This is a genomic window from Desulfovibrio diazotrophicus, from assembly GCF_902498985.2.
In the GTDB taxonomy this organism is placed as follows: domain Bacteria; phylum Desulfobacterota; class Desulfovibrionia; order Desulfovibrionales; family Desulfovibrionaceae; genus Desulfovibrio; species Desulfovibrio legallii.
This window is the reverse complement of record NZ_OX346397.1, coordinates 1,861,301-1,879,032: the sequence shown is the minus strand read 5'-3', so window position 1 is coordinate 1,879,032 and position 17,732 is coordinate 1,861,301. Positions and strand designations below refer to the sequence as shown.

15 protein-coding genes are annotated in these 17,732 nt (G+C 64.4%); 8 read left to right on the top strand and 7 right to left on the bottom strand.

All coding sequences use genetic code 11. From position 1 onward, the window contains the following. Nucleotides 1-165 precede the first annotated feature (165 nt). The 4 genes from J7I12_RS08165 (at nucleotide 166) to J7I12_RS08150 (ending at nucleotide 5,313) form a co-directional block, all read left to right on the top strand. Entirely contained in the window at nucleotides 166-2,430 is a 2,265-nt protein-coding gene (locus J7I12_RS08165; RefSeq protein ID WP_208360742.1) for an ATP-dependent helicase, read from the top strand. A 1-nt stretch (nucleotide 2,431) separates the two neighbouring features. Next, nucleotides 2,432-3,466: a thiamine-phosphate kinase gene (thiL, locus tag J7I12_RS08160; RefSeq protein ID WP_208360744.1), complete on the top strand. Its 1,035-nt coding sequence runs from the start codon at nucleotides 2,432-2,434 to the stop codon at nucleotides 3,464-3,466. Nucleotides 3,467-3,571: 105 nt separating this feature from the next. Next, nucleotides 3,572-4,570, top strand: coding sequence for a glycosyltransferase (locus J7I12_RS08155; RefSeq protein ID WP_118230124.1), 999 nt, complete (start codon nucleotides 3,572-3,574; stop codon nucleotides 4,568-4,570). Continuing rightward, the gene (locus J7I12_RS08150; protein ID WP_118230125.1) at nucleotides 4,567-5,313 is read left to right on the top strand and encodes a class II aldolase/adducin family protein; all 747 of its coding nucleotides are present in this window, start codon (nucleotides 4,567-4,569) and stop codon (nucleotides 5,311-5,313) included. The genes J7I12_RS08155 and J7I12_RS08150 overlap by 4 nt, the downstream gene beginning before the upstream one ends. 100 nt (nucleotides 5,314-5,413) lie before the next feature. Here J7I12_RS08150 and J7I12_RS08145 read toward each other — a convergent pair whose 3' ends face one another. The 7 genes from J7I12_RS08145 to J7I12_RS08115 form a co-directional block, all read right to left on the bottom strand. Beyond that, on the bottom strand, nucleotides 5,414-6,007 hold the full coding sequence (locus J7I12_RS08145; RefSeq protein ID WP_118230126.1) for a hypothetical protein: 594 nt from the start codon (nucleotides 6,005-6,007) through the stop codon (nucleotides 5,414-5,416). Then, complete coding sequence (locus J7I12_RS08140; protein WP_118230127.1) at nucleotides 6,000-6,137, bottom strand: CcmD family protein; 138 nt, start codon at nucleotides 6,135-6,137, stop codon at nucleotides 6,000-6,002. Before J7I12_RS08140 ends, J7I12_RS08145 begins: the two co-directional genes overlap by 8 nt. A 23-nt stretch (nucleotides 6,138-6,160) precedes the next feature. Then, nucleotides 6,161-6,844 carry a cytochrome c biogenesis protein gene (locus J7I12_RS08135; protein WP_118230128.1) on the bottom strand — a complete coding sequence of 228 codons (684 nt, stop codon included), beginning with the start codon at nucleotides 6,842-6,844 and terminating at the stop codon, nucleotides 6,161-6,163. Beyond that, complete coding sequence (locus tag J7I12_RS08130; RefSeq protein ID WP_118230129.1) at nucleotides 6,844-7,521, bottom strand: heme exporter protein CcmB; 678 nt, start codon at nucleotides 7,519-7,521, stop codon at nucleotides 6,844-6,846. Before J7I12_RS08130 ends, J7I12_RS08135 begins: the two co-directional genes overlap by 1 nt. Continuing rightward, a complete protein-coding gene (locus J7I12_RS08125) occupies nucleotides 7,509-8,258 on the bottom strand; it encodes an ABC transporter ATP-binding protein (RefSeq protein WP_118230130.1) in 750 nt (249 codons plus the stop codon). The genes J7I12_RS08130 and J7I12_RS08125 overlap by 13 nt, the downstream gene beginning before the upstream one ends. Before the next feature lie 195 nt (nucleotides 8,259-8,453). Next, the gene (locus J7I12_RS08120; RefSeq protein WP_118230131.1) at nucleotides 8,454-10,421 is read right to left on the bottom strand and encodes a heme lyase CcmF/NrfE family subunit; all 1,968 of its coding nucleotides are present in this window, start codon (nucleotides 10,419-10,421) and stop codon (nucleotides 8,454-8,456) included. Nucleotides 10,422-10,519: 98 nt separating this feature from the next. Next, complete coding sequence (locus tag J7I12_RS08115; RefSeq protein WP_118230132.1) at nucleotides 10,520-10,933, bottom strand: cytochrome c maturation protein CcmE; 414 nt, start codon at nucleotides 10,931-10,933, stop codon at nucleotides 10,520-10,522. A 752-nt stretch (nucleotides 10,934-11,685) separates the two neighbouring features. Here J7I12_RS08115 and J7I12_RS08110 point away from each other — a divergent pair. From J7I12_RS08110 to J7I12_RS08095, 4 genes are all read left to right on the top strand, one after another. Beyond that, nucleotides 11,686-13,509 (top strand): sigma-54 interaction domain-containing protein, encoded by a 1,824-nt coding sequence (locus J7I12_RS08110; protein ID WP_236031410.1) that lies wholly within the window; start codon nucleotides 11,686-11,688, stop codon nucleotides 13,507-13,509. Between the two features lie 253 nt (nucleotides 13,510-13,762). Beyond that, nucleotides 13,763-14,986: a diaminopropionate ammonia-lyase gene (gene dpaL, locus J7I12_RS08105; RefSeq protein WP_208360745.1), complete on the top strand. Its 1,224-nt coding sequence runs from the start codon at nucleotides 13,763-13,765 to the stop codon at nucleotides 14,984-14,986. A gap of 5 nt (nucleotides 14,987-14,991) precedes the next feature. Beyond that, on the top strand, nucleotides 14,992-16,176 hold the full coding sequence (locus J7I12_RS08100; protein ID WP_208360747.1) for a YgeY family selenium metabolism-linked hydrolase: 1,185 nt from the start codon (nucleotides 14,992-14,994) through the stop codon (nucleotides 16,174-16,176). Nucleotides 16,177-16,478: 302 nt separating this feature from the next. Next, nucleotides 16,479-17,702, top strand: coding sequence for an MFS transporter (locus J7I12_RS08095; protein WP_207287351.1), 1,224 nt, complete (start codon nucleotides 16,479-16,481; stop codon nucleotides 17,700-17,702). Nucleotides 17,703-17,732: the final 30 nt, after the last annotated feature.

Here is a 17,732-nt window from a genome sequence, read left to right as displayed (position 1 = left end):
GTATTGGGGGAGGCTTTGCCGCGGTTGCCGTCGGCTTTTCCTCAAAAAAGGCTCGCGTCGCTTGAGGAAAAAGTTTTTTGCAGTTCCCTTTCCTCCACAAAATCCCTCTTTTTCCCCAGGTTTCGGCCTCTGGCCTGTGCGGGCCGCCTGTGCTACCGTGCCCGCATGATTGATTACGCACAAGCCCTCAATGAGGCGCAGTACGCGGCGGCCACCAGCGGCGACGGCCCCACCCTGGTGGTGGCGGGCGCGGGCAGCGGCAAGACCCGCACCATCGTGTACCGTCTGGCCTGGCTGGCGGAGCGGGGCGTATCGCCGGAGAGCATGTTGCTGCTTACCTTTACGCGCAAGGCCGCACGGGAAATGCTGCACCGGGCCGGGCTGCTGCTGGGGCAGGGGCTGGCCGGGGTGCAGGGCGGCACGTTCCACGCCTTTGCCTACGGGGTTTTGCGCCGCTGGCGGCCGTCCTGGCTGGGCGACCGGCCTTTTACGGTCATGGACGCGGCGGACATTACCGCGGCCGTAAAGCAGTGCAAGGAGGCCCTGCGGCTGGGCAAGGGGGATCGCTCCTTCCCCAAAACGCAGAGTATTGTGGGGCTGCTGAGCAAGGCCAGGAACAAGGAACAACCCCTGGACGAAGTGCTGCGGCGTGAGGCCTTTCATCTGCTGCCGCACGCGGAATCCCTGGCGCTGCTGGACACGGCCTATACGGCCTACCGGCGGGAAAAGGGGCTGCTGGATTACGACGACCTGCTTTTTGAGCTGGAAGCCCTGCTGCGGGAGAACGCCCTGGCCGCCGCGGCCCTGCGCGAGCGTTACGGGCATATCCTGGTGGACGAGTATCAGGATACCAACCTGGTGCAGGCCCGTCTGGTGCGGTTGCTGGCCGGGGAGAGCGGCAACGTCATGGCCGTGGGCGACGAGGCCCAGTCCATTTACGCCTTTCGCGGCGCCAATGTGCGTAATATTTTGGATTTTCCCAAGCTGTTCCCAGGGGCGCGGGTCATCCGCCTGGAAGAGAATTACCGCTCCACCAAGCCCGTGCTGGACGTGGCCAACAGCTTGCTGGCCCACGCGGCGGAATCCTTCCGCAAAAAGCTGTTTACGCGCAGACAGGGCGGCGCGCCCGTGCGCCTGATCACGCCCCTGAGCGACCTGAGCCAGGCCCGGCTGGTGGTGCGGCGCATTGAAGAATTGCTGCAGGAGCATCTGCCCCACGAGATTGCCGTGCTGTTCCGGGCGGGCTTCCATTCGTATCAGCTGGAGCTGGCCTTGAACCAGGCCGGGGTGGCCTTTCGCAAGTACGGGGGGCTGCGCTACACTGAAGCCGCGCACGTCAAGGACGTCATGGCCTATGTGCGTCTGCTGCTCAACCCTCTGGACCTGCCCGCCTTTGCCAGGATGGCGGCCCAGCACCACGGCATCGGCCCCAAGACCGTGGAAAAGCTCTATACGGCAACGGCCCGCGGCGACGCCAAGAATGTGGAAAAAGCCTTTGCCCGCTTTCCCGCCCTGCTGGAGGACATGCGCTTTGTGGACAGCCTGCGCGCCGCGCCCCAGACCCCGGCGGCCACGCTGAACGCCGTGCTGGAGCACTACCGGCCCCGGCTGGAGACCCTGTACCCCGAAGACTGGCCCCGGCGGCAACAAGGCCTGGAAGAAATTGTGCAGATGGCCTCAGCCTATACGGAGCTGGACCTCTTTGTGGCGGATTTGGCCCTGGAATCGCCGGAAGAGGAGGGCGACGACGGCGAGGGGCGGGTGACCCTTTCCACCGTGCATTCGGCCAAGGGGCTGGAGTGGAATGCCGTGCTCATTATTGATTTGGTGGAGGACCGCTTCCCCTCCCGGCATGCCCTGGCCCGGCCCGAAGATTTTGAGGAAGAACGCCGCCTGATGTACGTGGCCTGCACCCGCGCCCGTCAGAGTCTGGACCTCTACGTGCCCGCCGCCCTGTACAGCCGGGCCGAGCGGGGCAACCAGCACGCCAGCCCCAGCCCTTTTGTGCGTGAGCTGGCCCCCGGTCTGGTGGAGGAATGGGTAGAGGGCTTTGGCGGCGTACTGCGCCGCCGTGAGGCCGGCGGTGCGGGTTTTGGGCGCAAGGCCTCCGGCGAGGGGCTGTTGGCTCCGGCCGCGGCCTTGGGCCTGCGCAATCACGGGGCCGAACCTCCGGCCGCCGCCTGGGACGACTGCCAGCTGCCGCCGGAAGAGCGCGCGCCCGCGCCTGCGGCAACGTCCGTGGAGCCTGCCGCCGCGCCGGAGGCTTCGGGGACAGCTTCTGCGGCCGCAGGCGCGCTCTGCTACTGCCGCCACCGCATTTTCGGGCGCGGCAAGATCGTGAAGGAACTGCCGCCGGACAAGGTGCAGGTCAATTTTCCCGGTTTCGGCCTCAAGGTTATTTTGCGCGAATATCTGCTGCTGGAGGGTTGAGATGCACGCCTCCCTTTCCGAAGACGGCATTCTGGGCCTGCTGGCCCGCCACTTTCCCGCCACCCATCCTTCCCTGCTGCTGGGGCGCGGCGATGACTGCGCCATCCTGCGGGCGGGGCGCCCCTTGTGTGTGAGCAGCGATCTGTTTCTGGAGGACATCCACTTCCGCCGTGCTTATTTTACGCCGGAGGACACAGGCTACAAGGCCCTGGCCGCCAACGTGAGCGACATAGCCGCCTGCGGCGGCCGACCTTTGGGCTTCAGCCTGTGTCTGGGGCTGCCCGCCTGGGCGGACGCGGCCTGGCTGGACGCGTTTTTTGCGGGCATGGCCGGGCTGGCCCAGGAACGGCAGATGGTGCTGGCCGGTGGCGACCTTTCCCGCTGCGAACGGCTGCACATTTCCGTCACGGTCTGGGGCGAGGCCGTGGAGCCGGGCGGCTTTCTGGTGCGCGGGGGCAGCATGCCGGGGGACAGCCTGTTTGTGGTGGGCCGCCTGGGGCTGGCCCGCACGGGCCTGCAGGCCCTGGAGGCTCAGGGCCGCGCCGCTCTCGACGCCTGGCCAGCCGCCTGCGCTGCCCATCTGCGCCCCCGGCCGCAGGTGGACGCGGGGCTCATGCTGGCGCGGGCGGGTTATAACGCCCGGCCTCCGGCCCTTATGGACCTTTCTGACGGCTTGCTGCGCGATCTGCCGCGTCTGCTGGGGCTCACGGGCGAGCAGAGCGTTACCTGCACAGACCGCTGCGCCTGCCTGGGGGCGGAAATCGTTTTGGCCCGGGGCCAGCTCCATCCGGAGGTGGTGCGCTACGCCGCACAAACGGGCAGAAATCCCGTGCACGAGGCCCTGAACGGCGGCGAGGACTATGCCCTGCTGGGCTCCTGCGCGCCGGATATGCTCCCGGCCCTGCACGCGGCCATCCCCGGTCTGACCAGCATTGGCGTGGTCACCTCCGGGGGGCGCATTCTCTGTAATAACGAACCGGTAGAGGCTCTGGGGCAGGGGTTTGACCATTTTGCCGCCGCAGGCTCTGGGGCCTGAAAACCGCTTGCGGGGCGCGGCAGCGCCTTTCCGTCGGCGGCCCTGACGGGCGGCCCGGCAAGATGAAAACGCTTTACGGCCGTGTGAGGGCAAAGGGGCGCGTTCATGAGCACGACGACACAGTGCAACATCACCATGCCGGTTTACAACCGTCCGGCCATGACCCTGAAAAATATTCTGAACCTGCGCGGCAAAACCCGCACGTCCATCCCTTATGTACTTACGGTGGTGGACAACGGCAGCGAACCGGAACTGCGTCGCAGGCTGCTGGATCTGCACCGCGAAGGGCTTATCCACAATCTGTTTCTGTTGCCGCGCAACATGGGCATTTCCTGCGCCTGCAATCTGGGCTGGCGGGCAGTAGACGCGCCGTTCTACATAAAGTTTGACAACGACATGCACATTACGGCCCCGGATTGGCTGGACCGGCTTTTTCGCCTCTATGCGCGCGTGGAGCCCCGGTCTACCCTGGGACCGTCGTTTTCGCCGGAAGAGGTGCGCAGGCAGCCGCATCTGCGCTGTGAGGACGGGGAGCTGGGCATTTGCGTCAGCAATCTGTGTGGGCAGTGCCTGATGGTGCCGCGGGCCGTTTCGGACATCCTGGGATATTGGAGCGAGGACTACGGCCTTTACGGCGCTGAGGACGGGGACTACGGGCTGCGCATGCGGTGTGCGGGCTTTCCGCAGTACTATTACTATGCCGCGCCGTTGATGGAACACCAGGGCACGAACCCCAGGGACTATGACCTCCGTCTGCTGGACAAGGGGCGTGAACACAGCCGGCTTTTTGTGGAAGAAGATGGGGGGGTGGGGCTGTTCAGCCTGAACGGCTATCTTTATAACATCTGCGCCCGCAGCTGTCGGACGCCCCTGCGCTACCGCGTGCTGGACGTTACCCGCAGCCATGAGGTGATCTTGGGCGAAGACCCGGCATACGCCCCCGTGGCGCGGGCCCTGCGCCTGTCGCGGGAACTTGTGAACAAGGAATACGCCCGTTCCGGCAACGAGGGCGTTATCGGCGACGCATTTGTCAGGAAGATAAAGCGTCTCTGGGAAGACTGCGGCCAGGGCTGCAGCACCATCCTTCAAGAAGGCCGGGCATGAGCGCCGCCGTAAACCCTGTCCGTCTGCCGGACTACGCCGTGGAGCAGCTGCGCGCGGTCTGCCGGGACGCCTGGCTGCTGGGCCTGCTCTGCGGCTGCAACGGCAATGTGAGCCTGCTTTTGCCCGCTGCGGCGGTCGCATCCTCGCCGACGGAAGCGGCCCCGGTCCTGTGCGGAGCAAAAACGCCCGAAGGAAAAGAGCCCGGAGCAAAAATATCCGATGCAGATGAAGCCGCCGCAAGCGGGGCGGCCCCCAAGCCTGTTGCCGCGCCGGTCGGGCGCATCTGCATCACCCGGTCGGGCGCGGCCAAGGGGCGGCTCACGGCGGCGGACTGCTGCCTTATGGACGCGGGCACAGGGGGTGTGCTGCTGGGCGGCCCGCCTTCCAGCGAGAGCGCCATGCACCTGGCTGTGTACGCGGCCAGGCCGCGCTGCAGAGCTATTGTGCACGTCCACCCGCGCCATCTGTTGGCCCTGAGCCTGCGTTGCCCGCCAGAGGCCATGTTGCGGTTGCCCCTGTTTGAGGCCGATGTCTGGCGCGCCAGGCTGGGCTTTGCCCCGGCCTTGCCGCCGGGCGGCGCGGAACTGGCCCAGGCCGTGGGCAGGGCCGCCGCCGAGCGTCCGGCCGTGTGGATGGCCGGGCACGGCCTGTGCTGCGCCGGGGAAGACCTGACCGGGGCCCTGGCCCTGGCCGAAGAACTGGAGCACCTTGCGGCCGTGCAGCTGCTTACTTTGGACAAATAACGTTTGTTCCGCTGCCCGGCGTGCGTAAACAGCCCGCCCCAAGGACGGAACGTCCCTTGGGGGCGGGCCCCTGGGTGCTGCCCCTGTAACGACAATCCCGCTATTTTTTGTCCGCGCCCTGCTGCGGCAGGGGCGCTTTTTCCAGTTCGGCCCGGATGGCGGCCTTGAGGTCTTCGCCGGCTTCGGGGCTGTGCAGCCCGGCGCTGAGCTGGGCTATGCCGCGCTCCGGCTCGTCCAGATAGTACAGATAGAGCACACCCAGGCTGTAGCGCACGGCGGCATCGTCCTTGAGGGTGAGCACCTTTTCCAACGTGGCGGCGGCTTCCTTGTGGCGGCCCTGGTTGTGCTGCACCACGCCCAGCAGGTAAAGGGGGCGGGGATTGTTCACATCCAGGGTGATGGCGCGCTGGGCAAAGGTTTCGGCGGCTTCCCAGTTTTGGACGGTGACCAGATGTTCCACCAGGTGGATCATGGCCTTGCTGTCGCGCGGATTTTCAGCCACCTGGCGCATAAGGTCGCCAATGGCGGCCTGGCCGCTGTCGCGGGCTGCGGGGGCGGGTTGACGGTTTTCCACGGTCAGGTGGGGGTGCTCAAAGCGGTCCTTGAGCGAGATGCCCAGCATGACCAGCAGGCCCAGGCCCAGAAACAGGGCCAGGCCGCGGGCGCGGCGCGCGCTGTAAGGGGTGTCAGTCATGGTCGCACAGCTCCAGTTGGGTCAGGCGGAGAGCCAGACGACGCTGGCGCGCCGCCAGAAAGGCCAGATACGCGCCAAGCCCCGCCCACACGGCGGCGTTGGCCAGGATGATCCAGGTCAGGGTGTCCATAGGGGTGTTCTCCAAATCGGGCGTCAGCCGTGCAGACGGTTGACGGTGAGAGCCTCCAGGCGGGCCGAGAGGTCCAGCTGGCGTTTGCGGGTCCAGACCAGCCCGGCCCAGAGCAGGCCGAAAGCGGCCACGCAGGTCATGGCCGTGAGGCGCATTGCCGGGTCCAGTCCGCCCCCTTCGCTGGCAAAGACGGCAGGGTGGATGGAGCGCCAGATGCGCGCGGAAATAAAGACCAGAGGCACGTCCAGAAAGGCCGCCACGCCCACCACGGCGCAGACCGTGGCCCGGCGCTGGGGCGGCAGATCCAGCCCGCGCAGGACCAGATACCCGGCGTAGACAAACCACATGATCAGGGTGGTGGTCAGGCGCGGATCCCAGGTCCACCACACTCCCCAGGAGCGTCGCGCCCAGAGCATGCCCGTGACCAGGGCCAGCCCGCTCAGCAGTACGCCCACCTCGGCCGCGGCGGCGGCCAGCCGGTCCGCGCCGGGACGCCGCCGCCAGAGGTGCGCCACAGAGGCGAGAAAAACCACAAAAAAACTGATCAGCGCCCACCAGGCCAAGGGCAGGTGGACGTAAAAAATTTTCTGCACCAGGCCCAGGGTGGCTTCCACCGGGGCGTAGGCAAAGATGAGCCACTGGCAGACCGCAAAGGCCACGCCCCCCAGCAGGGCCAGCGCCTGGGGCCATGACGAAAATTTTGGCATCAGTCCTCCCCCGCGTAGATAAAGCCGAACAGCAAAAGTCCCGCCCCCAGAAAAACGGCGTCAAAAGCGGCGGCCAAGCCCAACCAGAGGCCGGGACCGTCCGGGGCGGGCGCGCCCAGGGTCTGCGCCCCCACGCTGATGCCTGCCAGCAGAAGCGGCGTCAGCAGCGGGAAAAGCACAATGCTGAGCAGCGATTCGCGTGCGGCCTGGCCCTGGGCCAGGGCCCCCAGCAAGGAGCCCAGAGCGCACATGCCCAGATCTGTCAGGACCAGGGCGGCCAGAGCGGGGAGCAGCGCGCCGCTCACTTCCTGCCCCAGAAAAACCACTGCGGCGGGCAGAAAGACCAGTTGCGCCAGGACCAGCAGCACCAGGCCCGCGCAGCCCTTGCCCAGCCATACGGCCTGCACGGGCGCGGGGCAGAGCAGCAGGCCCAGGCGGGCGTTGCTGGCCTCCTCCAGGGCGTAAAGCTGGTTGAAGACCAGTACCTGACAGAAGGCCGAACTGAGCCAGAACACGGCGGCCGCGCCCTGGGGCGTCATGCGTTCGCCCACGCCCTGCGAGAGGCTGAACACGAAGAGCAGCAAAAGCCCCAGCAGCAGCGCCTGCACCAGGCCGCTGCCCCTGGCCAGCACCAGGGTCAGATCCTTGCGGCAGACGGCCAGGGTCAGGCGCAGCATGGGGGGCCTCCGGCAGGGCGGTCGGCGGTGGGGGCCCCCGACGCGCAGGGGCCTGCCGTGAACGCACCCGGCGTAAGGGCGTCTGGCGCAAGGGAGTTTGACGCGGCAAAGCCGTCGAATCCTGCAGGCGGGCCGTCAAAGAGCAGTCTGCCTTCTCCCAGGGCCAGCAGGCGGTCGGCCAGGGGCGCGTCGCCGGCCAGGTCATGGCTGATGAGCACCACGCAGGCGCCGCGCGCCCGCGCGGTACTGATCTCCCGCCGCAAAAGGGCCAGGGAGGCCGCGTCCAGGCCCGTGCCCGGTTCGTCCAGCAGCAGCAGATCCGGCTCCTGCATAAGCACACGGGCCAGGTTCAGGCGCTGGGCCATGCCGCGTGAAAAAATCCCGGCCCGCTCCTGAGCGTGGGCCGCCAGGCCCACCCGCTCCAGGCAGGCCAGCAGATCCTGGCGGGAAAGGCGCAGGCCGTAGGCTTCACGCCAGAAGTTCAGGTTCTCCAGTGCGCTGAGCCCGGCATAGAGAAAAGTGCTGTGTCCCAGATAGCCCACGCGCAGGTCGTCGTCCTGACGCACCGCGCCCGCGCTGGGCTGCGCCAGCCCGGCCATGACGCGCATGAGCGTGCTCTTGCCCGCGCCGTTGCCGCCCACCAGCAGAGAAACGCTGCCCGCCGCAAAAGCGCAGCTCACGTTTTTGAAAACAACCTTGACGCCGTAGATTTTGGCGACGCGCGCAAGTTCCAGCACCGGACCACCCCGGACGGATCTGCGGGGGCGGCGGCATGCGGTCCGCCCTGCGCCCCTGCGCTCCGTCAGCCTCTCTGTTTGTGTCTCTGTCGCCGCACCGGGCCGGTCTGCGCCGTCCCCGGAGCGGGCTCCACGCGGCGCGCCCGCGCAACGACAGCGCGAATTCGCGCGGTTGCGGGCGGGAACGCCTGGGGTTCAGGCGGTCTGGCCGTCCTCCGGCGCGTCCGTGTCCTTCGGGGCGTCGCCGTCGGGGGCCGCGTTGCCGGAGCCTTGACCGTCGGCGCGGCCCTTGCCCCGGCGCAGGCCCAGGAGCGGCAGGAAGCACATGAGCGTGCCGCCGATCCACAGCCAGTTGACCAGGGGCTCCACACTGACCTTGACCACCACCCTGGACTGGCCGTCCAGGCCCAGCAGGGAGGCGTAGACCTCGTTGCCCAGGCCGGGGATGACGTCCACTTCAGAGAACTGCATGTTGCCGAATTTGTCGTAGAGGCGGCGTTCCGGCGCTACCTCGCCCACGGTCTTGCCGTTTTTGCTGACCTGCAGCCGCGCGGCGATGAAATCATAACCGGGGCGGCTGCCTTCCTGCAACTCCAGCAGGGTGGCGGTGTACGCGCCCACCGTGCCGGATTCGCCCTGGCGCAGGGCCATTTCACTGTCCTGGGTGTAGGGGCCGGAAAAGGCTATGCCCAGAGCCGCCAGGGCCATGCCCAGGTGCGCGCCCAGAGCTCCCAGGCTGGGAGGGTGCCGCCATACGTCCCGGCGGGCGAGCAGCACGCCCACGCCCACCAGTATGCCCACCACCGCAGCCGCGGCCAGCAGCGCCACGGACTGCCGGTAGCCCAGCAGCCAGATGCCCGCGCCGCTCAGATGGGCGGCCGCCAGCACAATCCAGAAGCTCTTTTTGTTGCGCATGCCGCCGCCCCAGCCCAGCCAGGGGCAGAGGGCCATGAGCACCAGCAGCGCTGCGCCCAGGGGCAGGCAGACGCGGTTGTAAAAGCGGGCGTCCAGCCCTTGCGGCGCGGCGGACCAGAGCTTGCTGATCACGGGCCACATGGTGGCCGTGAGGATGATCGCGGCCAGGGCCAGCAGCACCCAGGCCACCAGGGTAAGAAAGCCCTCGCGGCTGTACAGGCCGGCCAGGGGTTCGCCTTCGGCCGGGGCGGTCAGGGGCACCCAGAGGGCCACGGCCAGTCCGGCCAGGATAAAGCAGAGCAGGGGCGTGCCCACGCCGCCGTCGCCAAAGGCGTGTACGGAGTCGATGACGCCGCTGCGCACCAGGTAGGTGGCGAAAAAGGCGGACACGGTGGTCAACGCCATCATGGCCACATTGACGCGTGTGAATTTGCGGCGGCGGTCCTCCACAATAAGGGTGTGCAGTGAGGCTGTGGCAATGAGCCAGGGGATGAGAGAGGCGTTTTCCACCGGATCCCAGGCCCAGTAGCCGCCCCAGCCCAGTTCCATATAGGCCCACCAGGCGCCCAGCACGATGCCGGCGGTGAGGAAGATCCAGGCCAGGAGGATGCAGGGGCGGGCCACGCGAAACCAGGCCCCTTCCGTGCGGGCCTGGCCGGAAAGACTCTGGGCCAGGGCCAGACAGGCGGGCACGGTAAAGCCGCCGTAGCCCAGAAAGAGCAGGGGCGGATGAAAGATCATGCCGGGGTTCTGGAGCAGGGGGTTGAGGCCGTTGCCGTCGGGCGGGACCGGGCTTTGCAGCACAAAAGGGTTGCTCCAGGCCGTGAGCACCAGAGCAAAAAAGTCCATGATGACGTAAAAAAAGCCCCAGTACCAGAGTCTGGTGGGGCGGCTCAGGCCGTGGTAGGCGCGCGTACAGGCAAAGAGCGTGCCGCTCAGACCCACGGCCAGGGCCCAGAACAGCATGGAGCCGGGCTGCCCGGCCCAGAAGGCCGTGAGGCGGTAAAATACGGGCAGGATGCGGTCCGTATAGTGGGCCACATACTGTACGCTGAAGTCGTTCCAGTACAGGGCGTGCAGCAGCAGGGCCGAGGCCAGGGTCAGGGCGGCGCTGATGACCAGGTGGGCTTTTTCCACCAGGCGCAGGCAGTCGTCGCGGCCCTGCCATAGCTGCAGCAGGGCCAGGCCGCCGCCGCCCAGCGCGGCCAGCAGTACGAGAAGCAGGAGAGCGAAGGCGAATACGTACATGAGAGTCCTTTGACGGGCGTTCCGGCCTTACGGCGCGCAAAAGAGCGCGCGCCCGGCCTCGGACGGACGCGGTATCGGGGGCACGGGGCGGCGGCGGGTCAGCCGCGCCGGTTTTCTTTCTGATACTTGGAAGGGCACTTGGTCATGAGAGTTTTGGCCTTGAAGCGGCCTTCGGGCCCCATGCCGCCTTCCACAATGACTTCGGCCCCAGGCTTGAAGGTATCGGGCACCACGCCGCTGTAGGTGACGTCAATGGTCTGGTGCACGTTGTCTTTGTCCACCAGGCGAAAGTCCACGCCGGGACCGGCGCTGTGCGGGGCAAGTCCGGCCTCGGCCACGGTGCCGAACAGACGGGCCGCGGTGAGCTTTTCGGGTGTGGCGGCCCTGGCCTCGGAAACATTGAGGAAGTAAACGCTGTTTTCGGCAAAGCCGGAGTACGTCAGATAGCCCACACCGCCCAGAAAGAGCAGCAGGGCGGCCACATAGATGCCGGTGTTTTTCTTACACGCCATGACTTCTCCTGCGCCGCGGCCGCGCGGCTTGCAGAGGGGAATGCGGCCTGCGGGTACGCGCATTACCCTACGGCATTTTGCGGTGGCTGACAAGATGGTAATTGTTCTTGTTAGGCTGTTGCAACCTTGCAATGCCTTGGCGGCTGCCTAGGCAAACGTCCGCGTAGGGGCGCAAGCACAATGTATTTGAGCCGTTAGAGGCGCCGTAAGCGTTGAGACGACACCTGCGCAAAGGGAACCTGCTCTGAAGATGTTTTTTGTTTAGGGCTGCCGCCGGCCGGAGCATACAAAGCGCTCTGGCTGACATATAACAGCTCAAATAAATTATATTTATATCTGTACAGCAATAACCGGGGTCTGCCCGCGCGGCTGTGCGTATTTTTATGAGCCGTACTTTGACGGCAAGGGGCCCGTTCGCAGGCCGCGCCCGCTGTCGGAGGCAGGTTGCGGTCATGCTGTGAAGCATAGTAAAAAAATAAGGATAAAGGTGCAAGCCCGTTGGCCGTCGCAGGGGAACCTTTTCTTCGCGCTGGTTCGCCCCTTTGCGGCGGCAGGGGGCGGCGTTTTCGCCGTCGCTTCTTTTTCGGGGTGGTTGCGCCTGAAGCCCTGCCATTTTATTGCTGTCTCACGAAGGCGCTTTTTTGTGGGCACTGCCCTCCCGTTCCAGCGCGTCCGGCGGCACGAAAACCGCGGCCTTGCGGCCTCCACTGTGCCCCGAAGCGCTACACGCTCAAGCCGCAAAACAGGTGCATATGGCTATGCAAGTTGATAATCCACTGAAATACATGGGTAAAAAGATTACAGCCTTTACTAATATGCTGGCTACCGTCACCCAGATGGATATAGAGATCGTGGACGCCGATCTGATCCGGCTGGGCGGCACGGGCGGCTATGCGGCCGGCATTGGCGAAAGCATTGAGGACGCCGGGGAGCTGTACTTTACAGCCATGCGTACCATGCGGACCATCTGCCTTGACAACCCGCGGGAGCACCCCATTTGCCGCGCCTGCCCCAACCTGCGCAATTGCCGGGAAATGCTCAATATCTGCTCGCCTATCGTGGTGGGGGGCAAGACCGTGGGCATTATTGGTCTGCTTTGCTTTTCGGAAGAGCGAAAAAAGACCGTACTCGCCAATAAGACATTTTACATGGAATTTCTGGAGCAGACCTCCCATCTGCTGGCCATGAACGCCCTGGAGCGCCGCTCTTCCCGTCAGGCCGAGCGCAAACTTGATATGCTCATGCGCGTGACGGATTCCAACCCGCGCATCATTATCGTGTTTTCCCGCGGAGGGCGGATCAGCTTCTGCAACGAAATGGCGCGCAAGGAGCTGGCCATTCCTGAAGACTACGAAGGGACCGGCCTGGAGCTGAGCAAAACAGGCAATACCGTGCTGGACGCCGATGAGTTTGTGGTGCGGCTGCCCCACAAGGAAGTAACCCTGTTCGGCAACCATATCTGGTTTGAAGACGGGGACGACAGCTTTGCCAATGTGCTGGTGGCGGAAAGCACCACCAGTTTTGCCGGGCGGCTGGGTGCGGATGGCCGGGCCGCGAGCGCCGTGGGAGCCGGAGTGGCCAGCATCATCGGTGAAAGCCCCGTGGTGGGGCAACTGAAAAAACGGGTCCTGCAGATAGCCGATTCCGTCTCCACGGTGCTGATCACGGGCGAGAGCGGTACGGGCAAGGAGATTTTCGCCAGGGCTATCCATGCTGAAAGCGACCGGCGCGACCAGCCTTTTATCGCCATCAACTGCGGGGCCATTCCCGGCCACCTGCTGGAAAGCGAACTCTTCGGCTATGTAAGCGGCGCTTTTACCGGGGCCAACAGGTCCGGCCGCATGGGCAAGTTTGAGCTGGCCAACCACGGCGTGGTCTTTCTGGATGAAGTGAGCTCCATGTCGCTGCACCTGCAGGTCAAGCTGCTGCGGGTGCTGCAGGACAGAAGTTTTACCCGGCTTGGCTCCAACAGGCTCATTTCTGTAGACGTGCGCATCATTGCCGCGACAAATGAGGATTTGCAGGCGCTGGTGGCGGAACGCATGTTCCGGGAGGATCTGTATTACCGGCTCAATGTCATCCCCATCCATTTGCCGCCGTTGCGGGAGCGGAAAAAAGACATCCCCCAGCTTGGGGAATTTTTTCTGAGCCGGTTTTGCACGTCGTTGGGCAAATGGCCCATGCGCTTGAGCCCGGCCATGGTAGAGAAGCTCCAGCACTATCCCTGGCCGGGCAATGTGCGGGAATTTCAGAACTGCATGGAATATATGGTCAATATTAATCCTGGCGGCGACCTGACCTGCGCCATGCTGCCCCGGAAAATCAGCGAGGCGGCCATGGCGGCGCACCATGACGCCCAGCGTTCTTTCCGCTTTCCATCCGGAGGAGGATCGGCATCGCCCCCGCCCGCCCAGGCAGCCCCCATAGTGCCTTTGCGGGAACTGGAGGAAAACGCCGTCCGGCAGGCCCTTGCCGTATACGGGGATACGGTGGAGGGCAAAAAACAGGCCGCCGCAGCCCTGGGCATTGGCGTTGCCACGCTCTACAGGAAGCTGCGTGCCATGCAGGGCGGATAAAACGGCCCCCGCTACGGGGCAACAGACGCCGGCAGGGGAAGACAGCTGCACGCCGTCTGCGTTTACCAGAATGATAAAATCGGGCCCTTCAGTCTTCTCATTTTGAGAAATTTCTCATAATGAGAAAATTGAAGGGCCGTTTTTATGGCTCGTAATTATATATAACAATGTAAAATAAAATGAAATTATCTTAAAATTGAAGGTTGGCACCTTCTTTGCTTTTTATACCGCAGCAACGCAAGTGGAGGAGTTCATGAAGTCAGTATCCTATATCATCAACGCCGGGAAAAAGCCTTCCCGGCAAGCCGCGGGGCTTGCGCCGTACAGCCTGGAGGAAGCCGCGCGGGCGCAGGCTTTTCACGAGAGTTTTGCCGAATACGCGCCCACCCCGCTGGTCCGGCTGCGGGCGCTGGCCGCCGATCTTGGTCTGGGTGGCGTTTTCGTCAAGGACGAATCCAAGCGTTTCGGGCTCAACGCCTTCAAGGTGTTGGGCGGGGCTTACGCCATGGGACGCTACCTGGCCGCGAAACTGGGGACGCCCATTGAATCGCTTACGCGTGAAAAACTCTGCTCTCCGGAAGTGCGGCAAAAGCTCGGCGACATCACCTTCGTAACCGCCACCGACGGCAACCACGGGCGCGGCGTGGCCTGGACGGCGCAGCAGCTGGGGCAGAAGGCCGTTGTCTTCATGCCCAAAGGCTCTGCGCGCGCTCGTGCGGAAAACATCCGCAAGACCGGCGCCACCTGCACCGTTACGGACCTCAACTATGACGATGCCGTGCGCCTGGCCAACCAGTATGCCGAGGCCCACGACGGCGTCATGGTGCAGGACACGGCCTGGGAAGGCTACGAGGACATCCCGCGCTGGATCATGCAGGGCTATATGACCCTTGCCCATGAAGCGGCGCAACAACTGCGCGAGTACGGCGTAGCCCGCCCGACGCACCTTTTTCTCCAGGCCGGCGTGGGTTCCTTTGCCGGTGCGGTGCTGGGGTACTTTGCCGCCAGACTGGGCGAGGAGACGCCGGTCACCACCATTGTGGAACCGCGCCTGGCCGACTGCATTTACGGCTCGCTCAAGGCTGCGGACGGCGCTCCCCACGCCGTTACCGGCCATATGCCCACCATTATGGCGGGGCTGGCTTGCGGCGAACCGAGCACGGTGAGCTGGAATGTCCTCAGGGACTACGCCACGGCCTCTTTGGCTTGCGACGACTGCATTGCCGCCAACGGCATGCGCATCCTGGCCTCGCCCCATACCGCCGACGCCCCCGTGGTCAGCGGAGAATCGGGGGCCGTCACCGTCGGCGCTCTGGAATACATCATGAAGCACGAGTCCATGGCCGGGCTGCGCGAGGCCCTTGGCCTGAACGCCCGGTCGCAGGTGCTGCTTGTCAGTACCGAGGGCGACACATCGCCCGAAATGTACCGCAATATCGTCTGGTACGGACAGCATCCCTGCCAGGAAGAGGAGTAATGCCAATGCTGAACAATGAAGATAAAAAGCGCGTCCGCGACCTTTGCGTGGATCTTGTGCGTACCCCCAGCCTTTCCGGCCAGGAAAAGGATGTGGTGGAGGTTTTGCGGACCTTTATGACCTCTCAGGGCTTTGACGATGTGGTGGTGGACGAATACGGCAGCATCATCGGGACCATCAAGGGCAAGCGGCCCGGAAAAACCCTTTTGTACGACGGGCATATCGATACCGTGCCCGTGCCGGACCCCAGCGTGTGGACGCACGACCCCTTTGGCGGTGAAGTGACGGACGGCAAAATTTACGGCCGGGGCACTTCGGACATGAAGGGCGCAGTGGCCGCCATGGCGTGCGCGGCGGCCAGGTTTGCCCATGACACGGGCAAGGATTTTGCCGGTGAAATCTGCGTTTCCGGCGTGGTGCACGAAGAGTGCTTTGAGGGCGTGGCGGCGCGCGCCATCAGCCGTCGCGTCAATCCCGATGTGGTGATCATCGGCGAGGCTTCGGAACTGAATCTCAAAATCGGCCAGCGCGGCCGGGCCGAGGTGGTTCTGGAAACCTTCGGCGTACCCGCGCACTCGGCCAATCCGGACAAGGGCGTCAATGCCGTGCTTTCCATGGTGCGGCTTATCGACGGGTTGAGCCTGATCAAGCCCAAGGTGCAGCCGGTGCTGGGGGCGGGCGTTTCTGTGGTGACCGACATCATTTCGACCCCTTACCCCGGCGCTTCCGTGGTGCCCAGCCACTGCCGCGCCACCTGCGACAGGCGGCTGCTGGTGGGCGAAACCCCCGAAGACGTGCTGCTGCCGTACCGGGAGGTCATTGCCGGGCTGCAGGGCGCGTCCAAGGATTTCAAGGCCAAGGCGTCCTATGCCTCCGGCCGGGAAAACTGCTGGACCGGCAATGTCATTGAGGGCGAGCGTTTTTTCCCCGGCTGGCTGTTCGATGAAAACGAGGACTTTGTGCGCAAGGCTCTGGAGGGCCTGCGCGGGGCCGGACTTGAGCCTTCCATTTCCCACTATTCGTTCTGCACCAACGGCAGCCACTACGCCGGTGAGTGCGGCATAAAAACCCTGGGCTTTGGACCTTCCAGAGAAAATCTCGCGCACACCATCGACGAATATATTGAAGAAAGCCAGCTGTATGCCGCCACGGCAGGTTATGCGGCCATCAGCAAGGCGCTGCTTGCGTAAGCGCGACAGGCCGCAATTTGGCCCGGGCCTGACCGCGCCGTGGCCCTGCGACGGATTCCATGCCTGTGGGGGGCGGCGCCCGACCGCTTCCCACAGGCGTCCGGAGCGCCGTCGCAGCCGTGGCGGCGCAGCTGACGCAACGGTTTTTTAGCCGGTTATCGGAGGATGCGTGTTTATGGCGGGCAAAGCCGCCGTGAATATTTATTAAAAAATATTCCCAACTTATATGGATTGGGGGGTTTATGCAAGCTGGTTCCGCTTCAAAAGGGTTTTGGCGAGTTCGCTACACGGTGCTCGGCATTATGCTGACGGCGTGGCTGTTTTCCTTCCTCGATCGCATGGTCATGGGCATTGCGCTGCCCTATATCGGCGCGGATTTCAATCTTACCAACGAGCAACTGGGGCTCATCATGAGCGCCTTTTTTGTAGGCTATGCGCTGTTTCAGATTCCCGGCGGGCTGTTGGCCGACAAGTTCGGCCCGCGCAAGGTCATGGCCGGGGCCATTACCTGGTGGTCCGTGTTCACCAGCATGACGGGCCTTGTTTTCTCTCTGCCCATTATGCTGGTGGTGCGCTGCGTGTTCGGCATCGGCGAGGCGGCCTTTCCCTCGGCTTCGTGGAAGACCATAGCCACCTACTTCCCCTCCAGTCAGCGCGCCACAGCCACGGCCATCCAGTCCTGCGTAAACGCGCTGGGCCCGGCCCTGGCCACCATGGCGGCGGCCAGCATCATCAGCATGTTCGGCTGGCGGCACGTCTTTGTGGTGCTGGGCCTTCCCGGCCTGCTCATCGCCCTGGCCCTGTACCTGTATGTGCGCAACGACCCCAAGGACCACCCCGGCATGAGCGCCGAGGAGCTCAAAGAGCTGGAGGAGGACCCCGGCATTGTTTCTCTGAGCGCCTCCGGGCAGGAAAAACCCACCTTCGGCCAGCTTATGCGCCAACCCATCCTCTGGCAGATGGTCATCATCTGGTTTGCCTTTGACATCACCTACTGGGGCTTTGTGAGCTGGCTGCCCTCCTACCTCATCAAGGGGCGCGGCTTTTCTCTGGCCGAGTTGGGCCTTCTGGGCTCCCTGCCGTTTTTTGTGGGCACTGTGGCCCTGATTATCGGCGGATTTTTTTCCGACAATCTCAAGGCCAAGGGCGTGCACAGAAAATGGATTTTTATTCCCACCTGCGCCATTGCGGCCATTGCCCTCTATGTCACGTTCAAGGCTGAAACCGTTACCGGCAGCGTAACGGCCCAGTGTGTGGCGGCCTTTTTCCTTTTCCTGGCTTTTGCAGCCTTCTGGGGCATTGTGGTGGATTCCATTCCCCCGGCCATCATGGGCGCGGGGTCGGCCACGGTCAATTTTGGCGGGCAGATGGCCGGCATTGTGGCCGGCTGGGCCGTGGGCAAACTTATCGACCTGAACGGCGGTTCGTTTGAGTGGGCTTTCTTTTTCCTCATGGGCGGCACCATCCTGGCCCTGCTGGTGGCGCTGACCATCAAAAACGAGAAACCCGCAGCGGCAAAATCCTGATCGGCCTTTTGGCACATCACGGAGGATACC

Coding starts and splice junctions, on each gene's coding strand:
- J7I12_RS08115 (WP_118230132.1), bottom strand. CDS start 10,933: ATGGCGTGTAAGAAAAACACCGGCATCTATGTGGCCGCCCTGCTGCTC.
- J7I12_RS08100 (WP_208360747.1), top strand. CDS start 14,992: ATGCTGAACAATGAAGATAAAAAGCGCGTCCGCGACCTTTGCGTGGAT.
- J7I12_RS08130 (WP_118230129.1), bottom strand. CDS start 7,521: ATGCTGCGCCTGACCCTGGCCGTCTGCCGCAAGGATCTGACCCTGGTG.
- thiL (WP_208360744.1), top strand. CDS start 2,432: ATGCACGCCTCCCTTTCCGAAGACGGCATTCTGGGCCTGCTGGCCCGC.
- J7I12_RS08140 (WP_118230127.1), bottom strand. CDS start 6,137: ATGGACACCCTGACCTGGATCATCCTGGCCAACGCCGCCGTGTGGGCG.
- J7I12_RS08095 (WP_207287351.1), top strand. CDS start 16,479: ATGCTGACGGCGTGGCTGTTTTCCTTCCTCGATCGCATGGTCATGGGC.
- J7I12_RS08110 (WP_236031410.1), top strand. CDS start 11,686: ATGGCTATGCAAGTTGATAATCCACTGAAATACATGGGTAAAAAGATT.
- J7I12_RS08155 (WP_118230124.1), top strand. CDS start 3,572: ATGAGCACGACGACACAGTGCAACATCACCATGCCGGTTTACAACCGT.
- J7I12_RS08120 (WP_118230131.1), bottom strand. CDS start 10,421: ATGTACGTATTCGCCTTCGCTCTCCTGCTTCTCGTACTGCTGGCCGCG.
- J7I12_RS08145 (WP_118230126.1), bottom strand. CDS start 6,007: ATGACTGACACCCCTTACAGCGCGCGCCGCGCCCGCGGCCTGGCCCTG.
- J7I12_RS08165 (WP_208360742.1), top strand. CDS start 166: ATGATTGATTACGCACAAGCCCTCAATGAGGCGCAGTACGCGGCGGCC.
- dpaL (WP_208360745.1), top strand. CDS start 13,763: ATGAAGTCAGTATCCTATATCATCAACGCCGGGAAAAAGCCTTCCCGG.
- J7I12_RS08150 (WP_118230125.1), top strand. CDS start 4,567: ATGAGCGCCGCCGTAAACCCTGTCCGTCTGCCGGACTACGCCGTGGAG.
- J7I12_RS08135 (WP_118230128.1), bottom strand. CDS start 6,844: ATGCCAAAATTTTCGTCATGGCCCCAGGCGCTGGCCCTGCTGGGGGGC.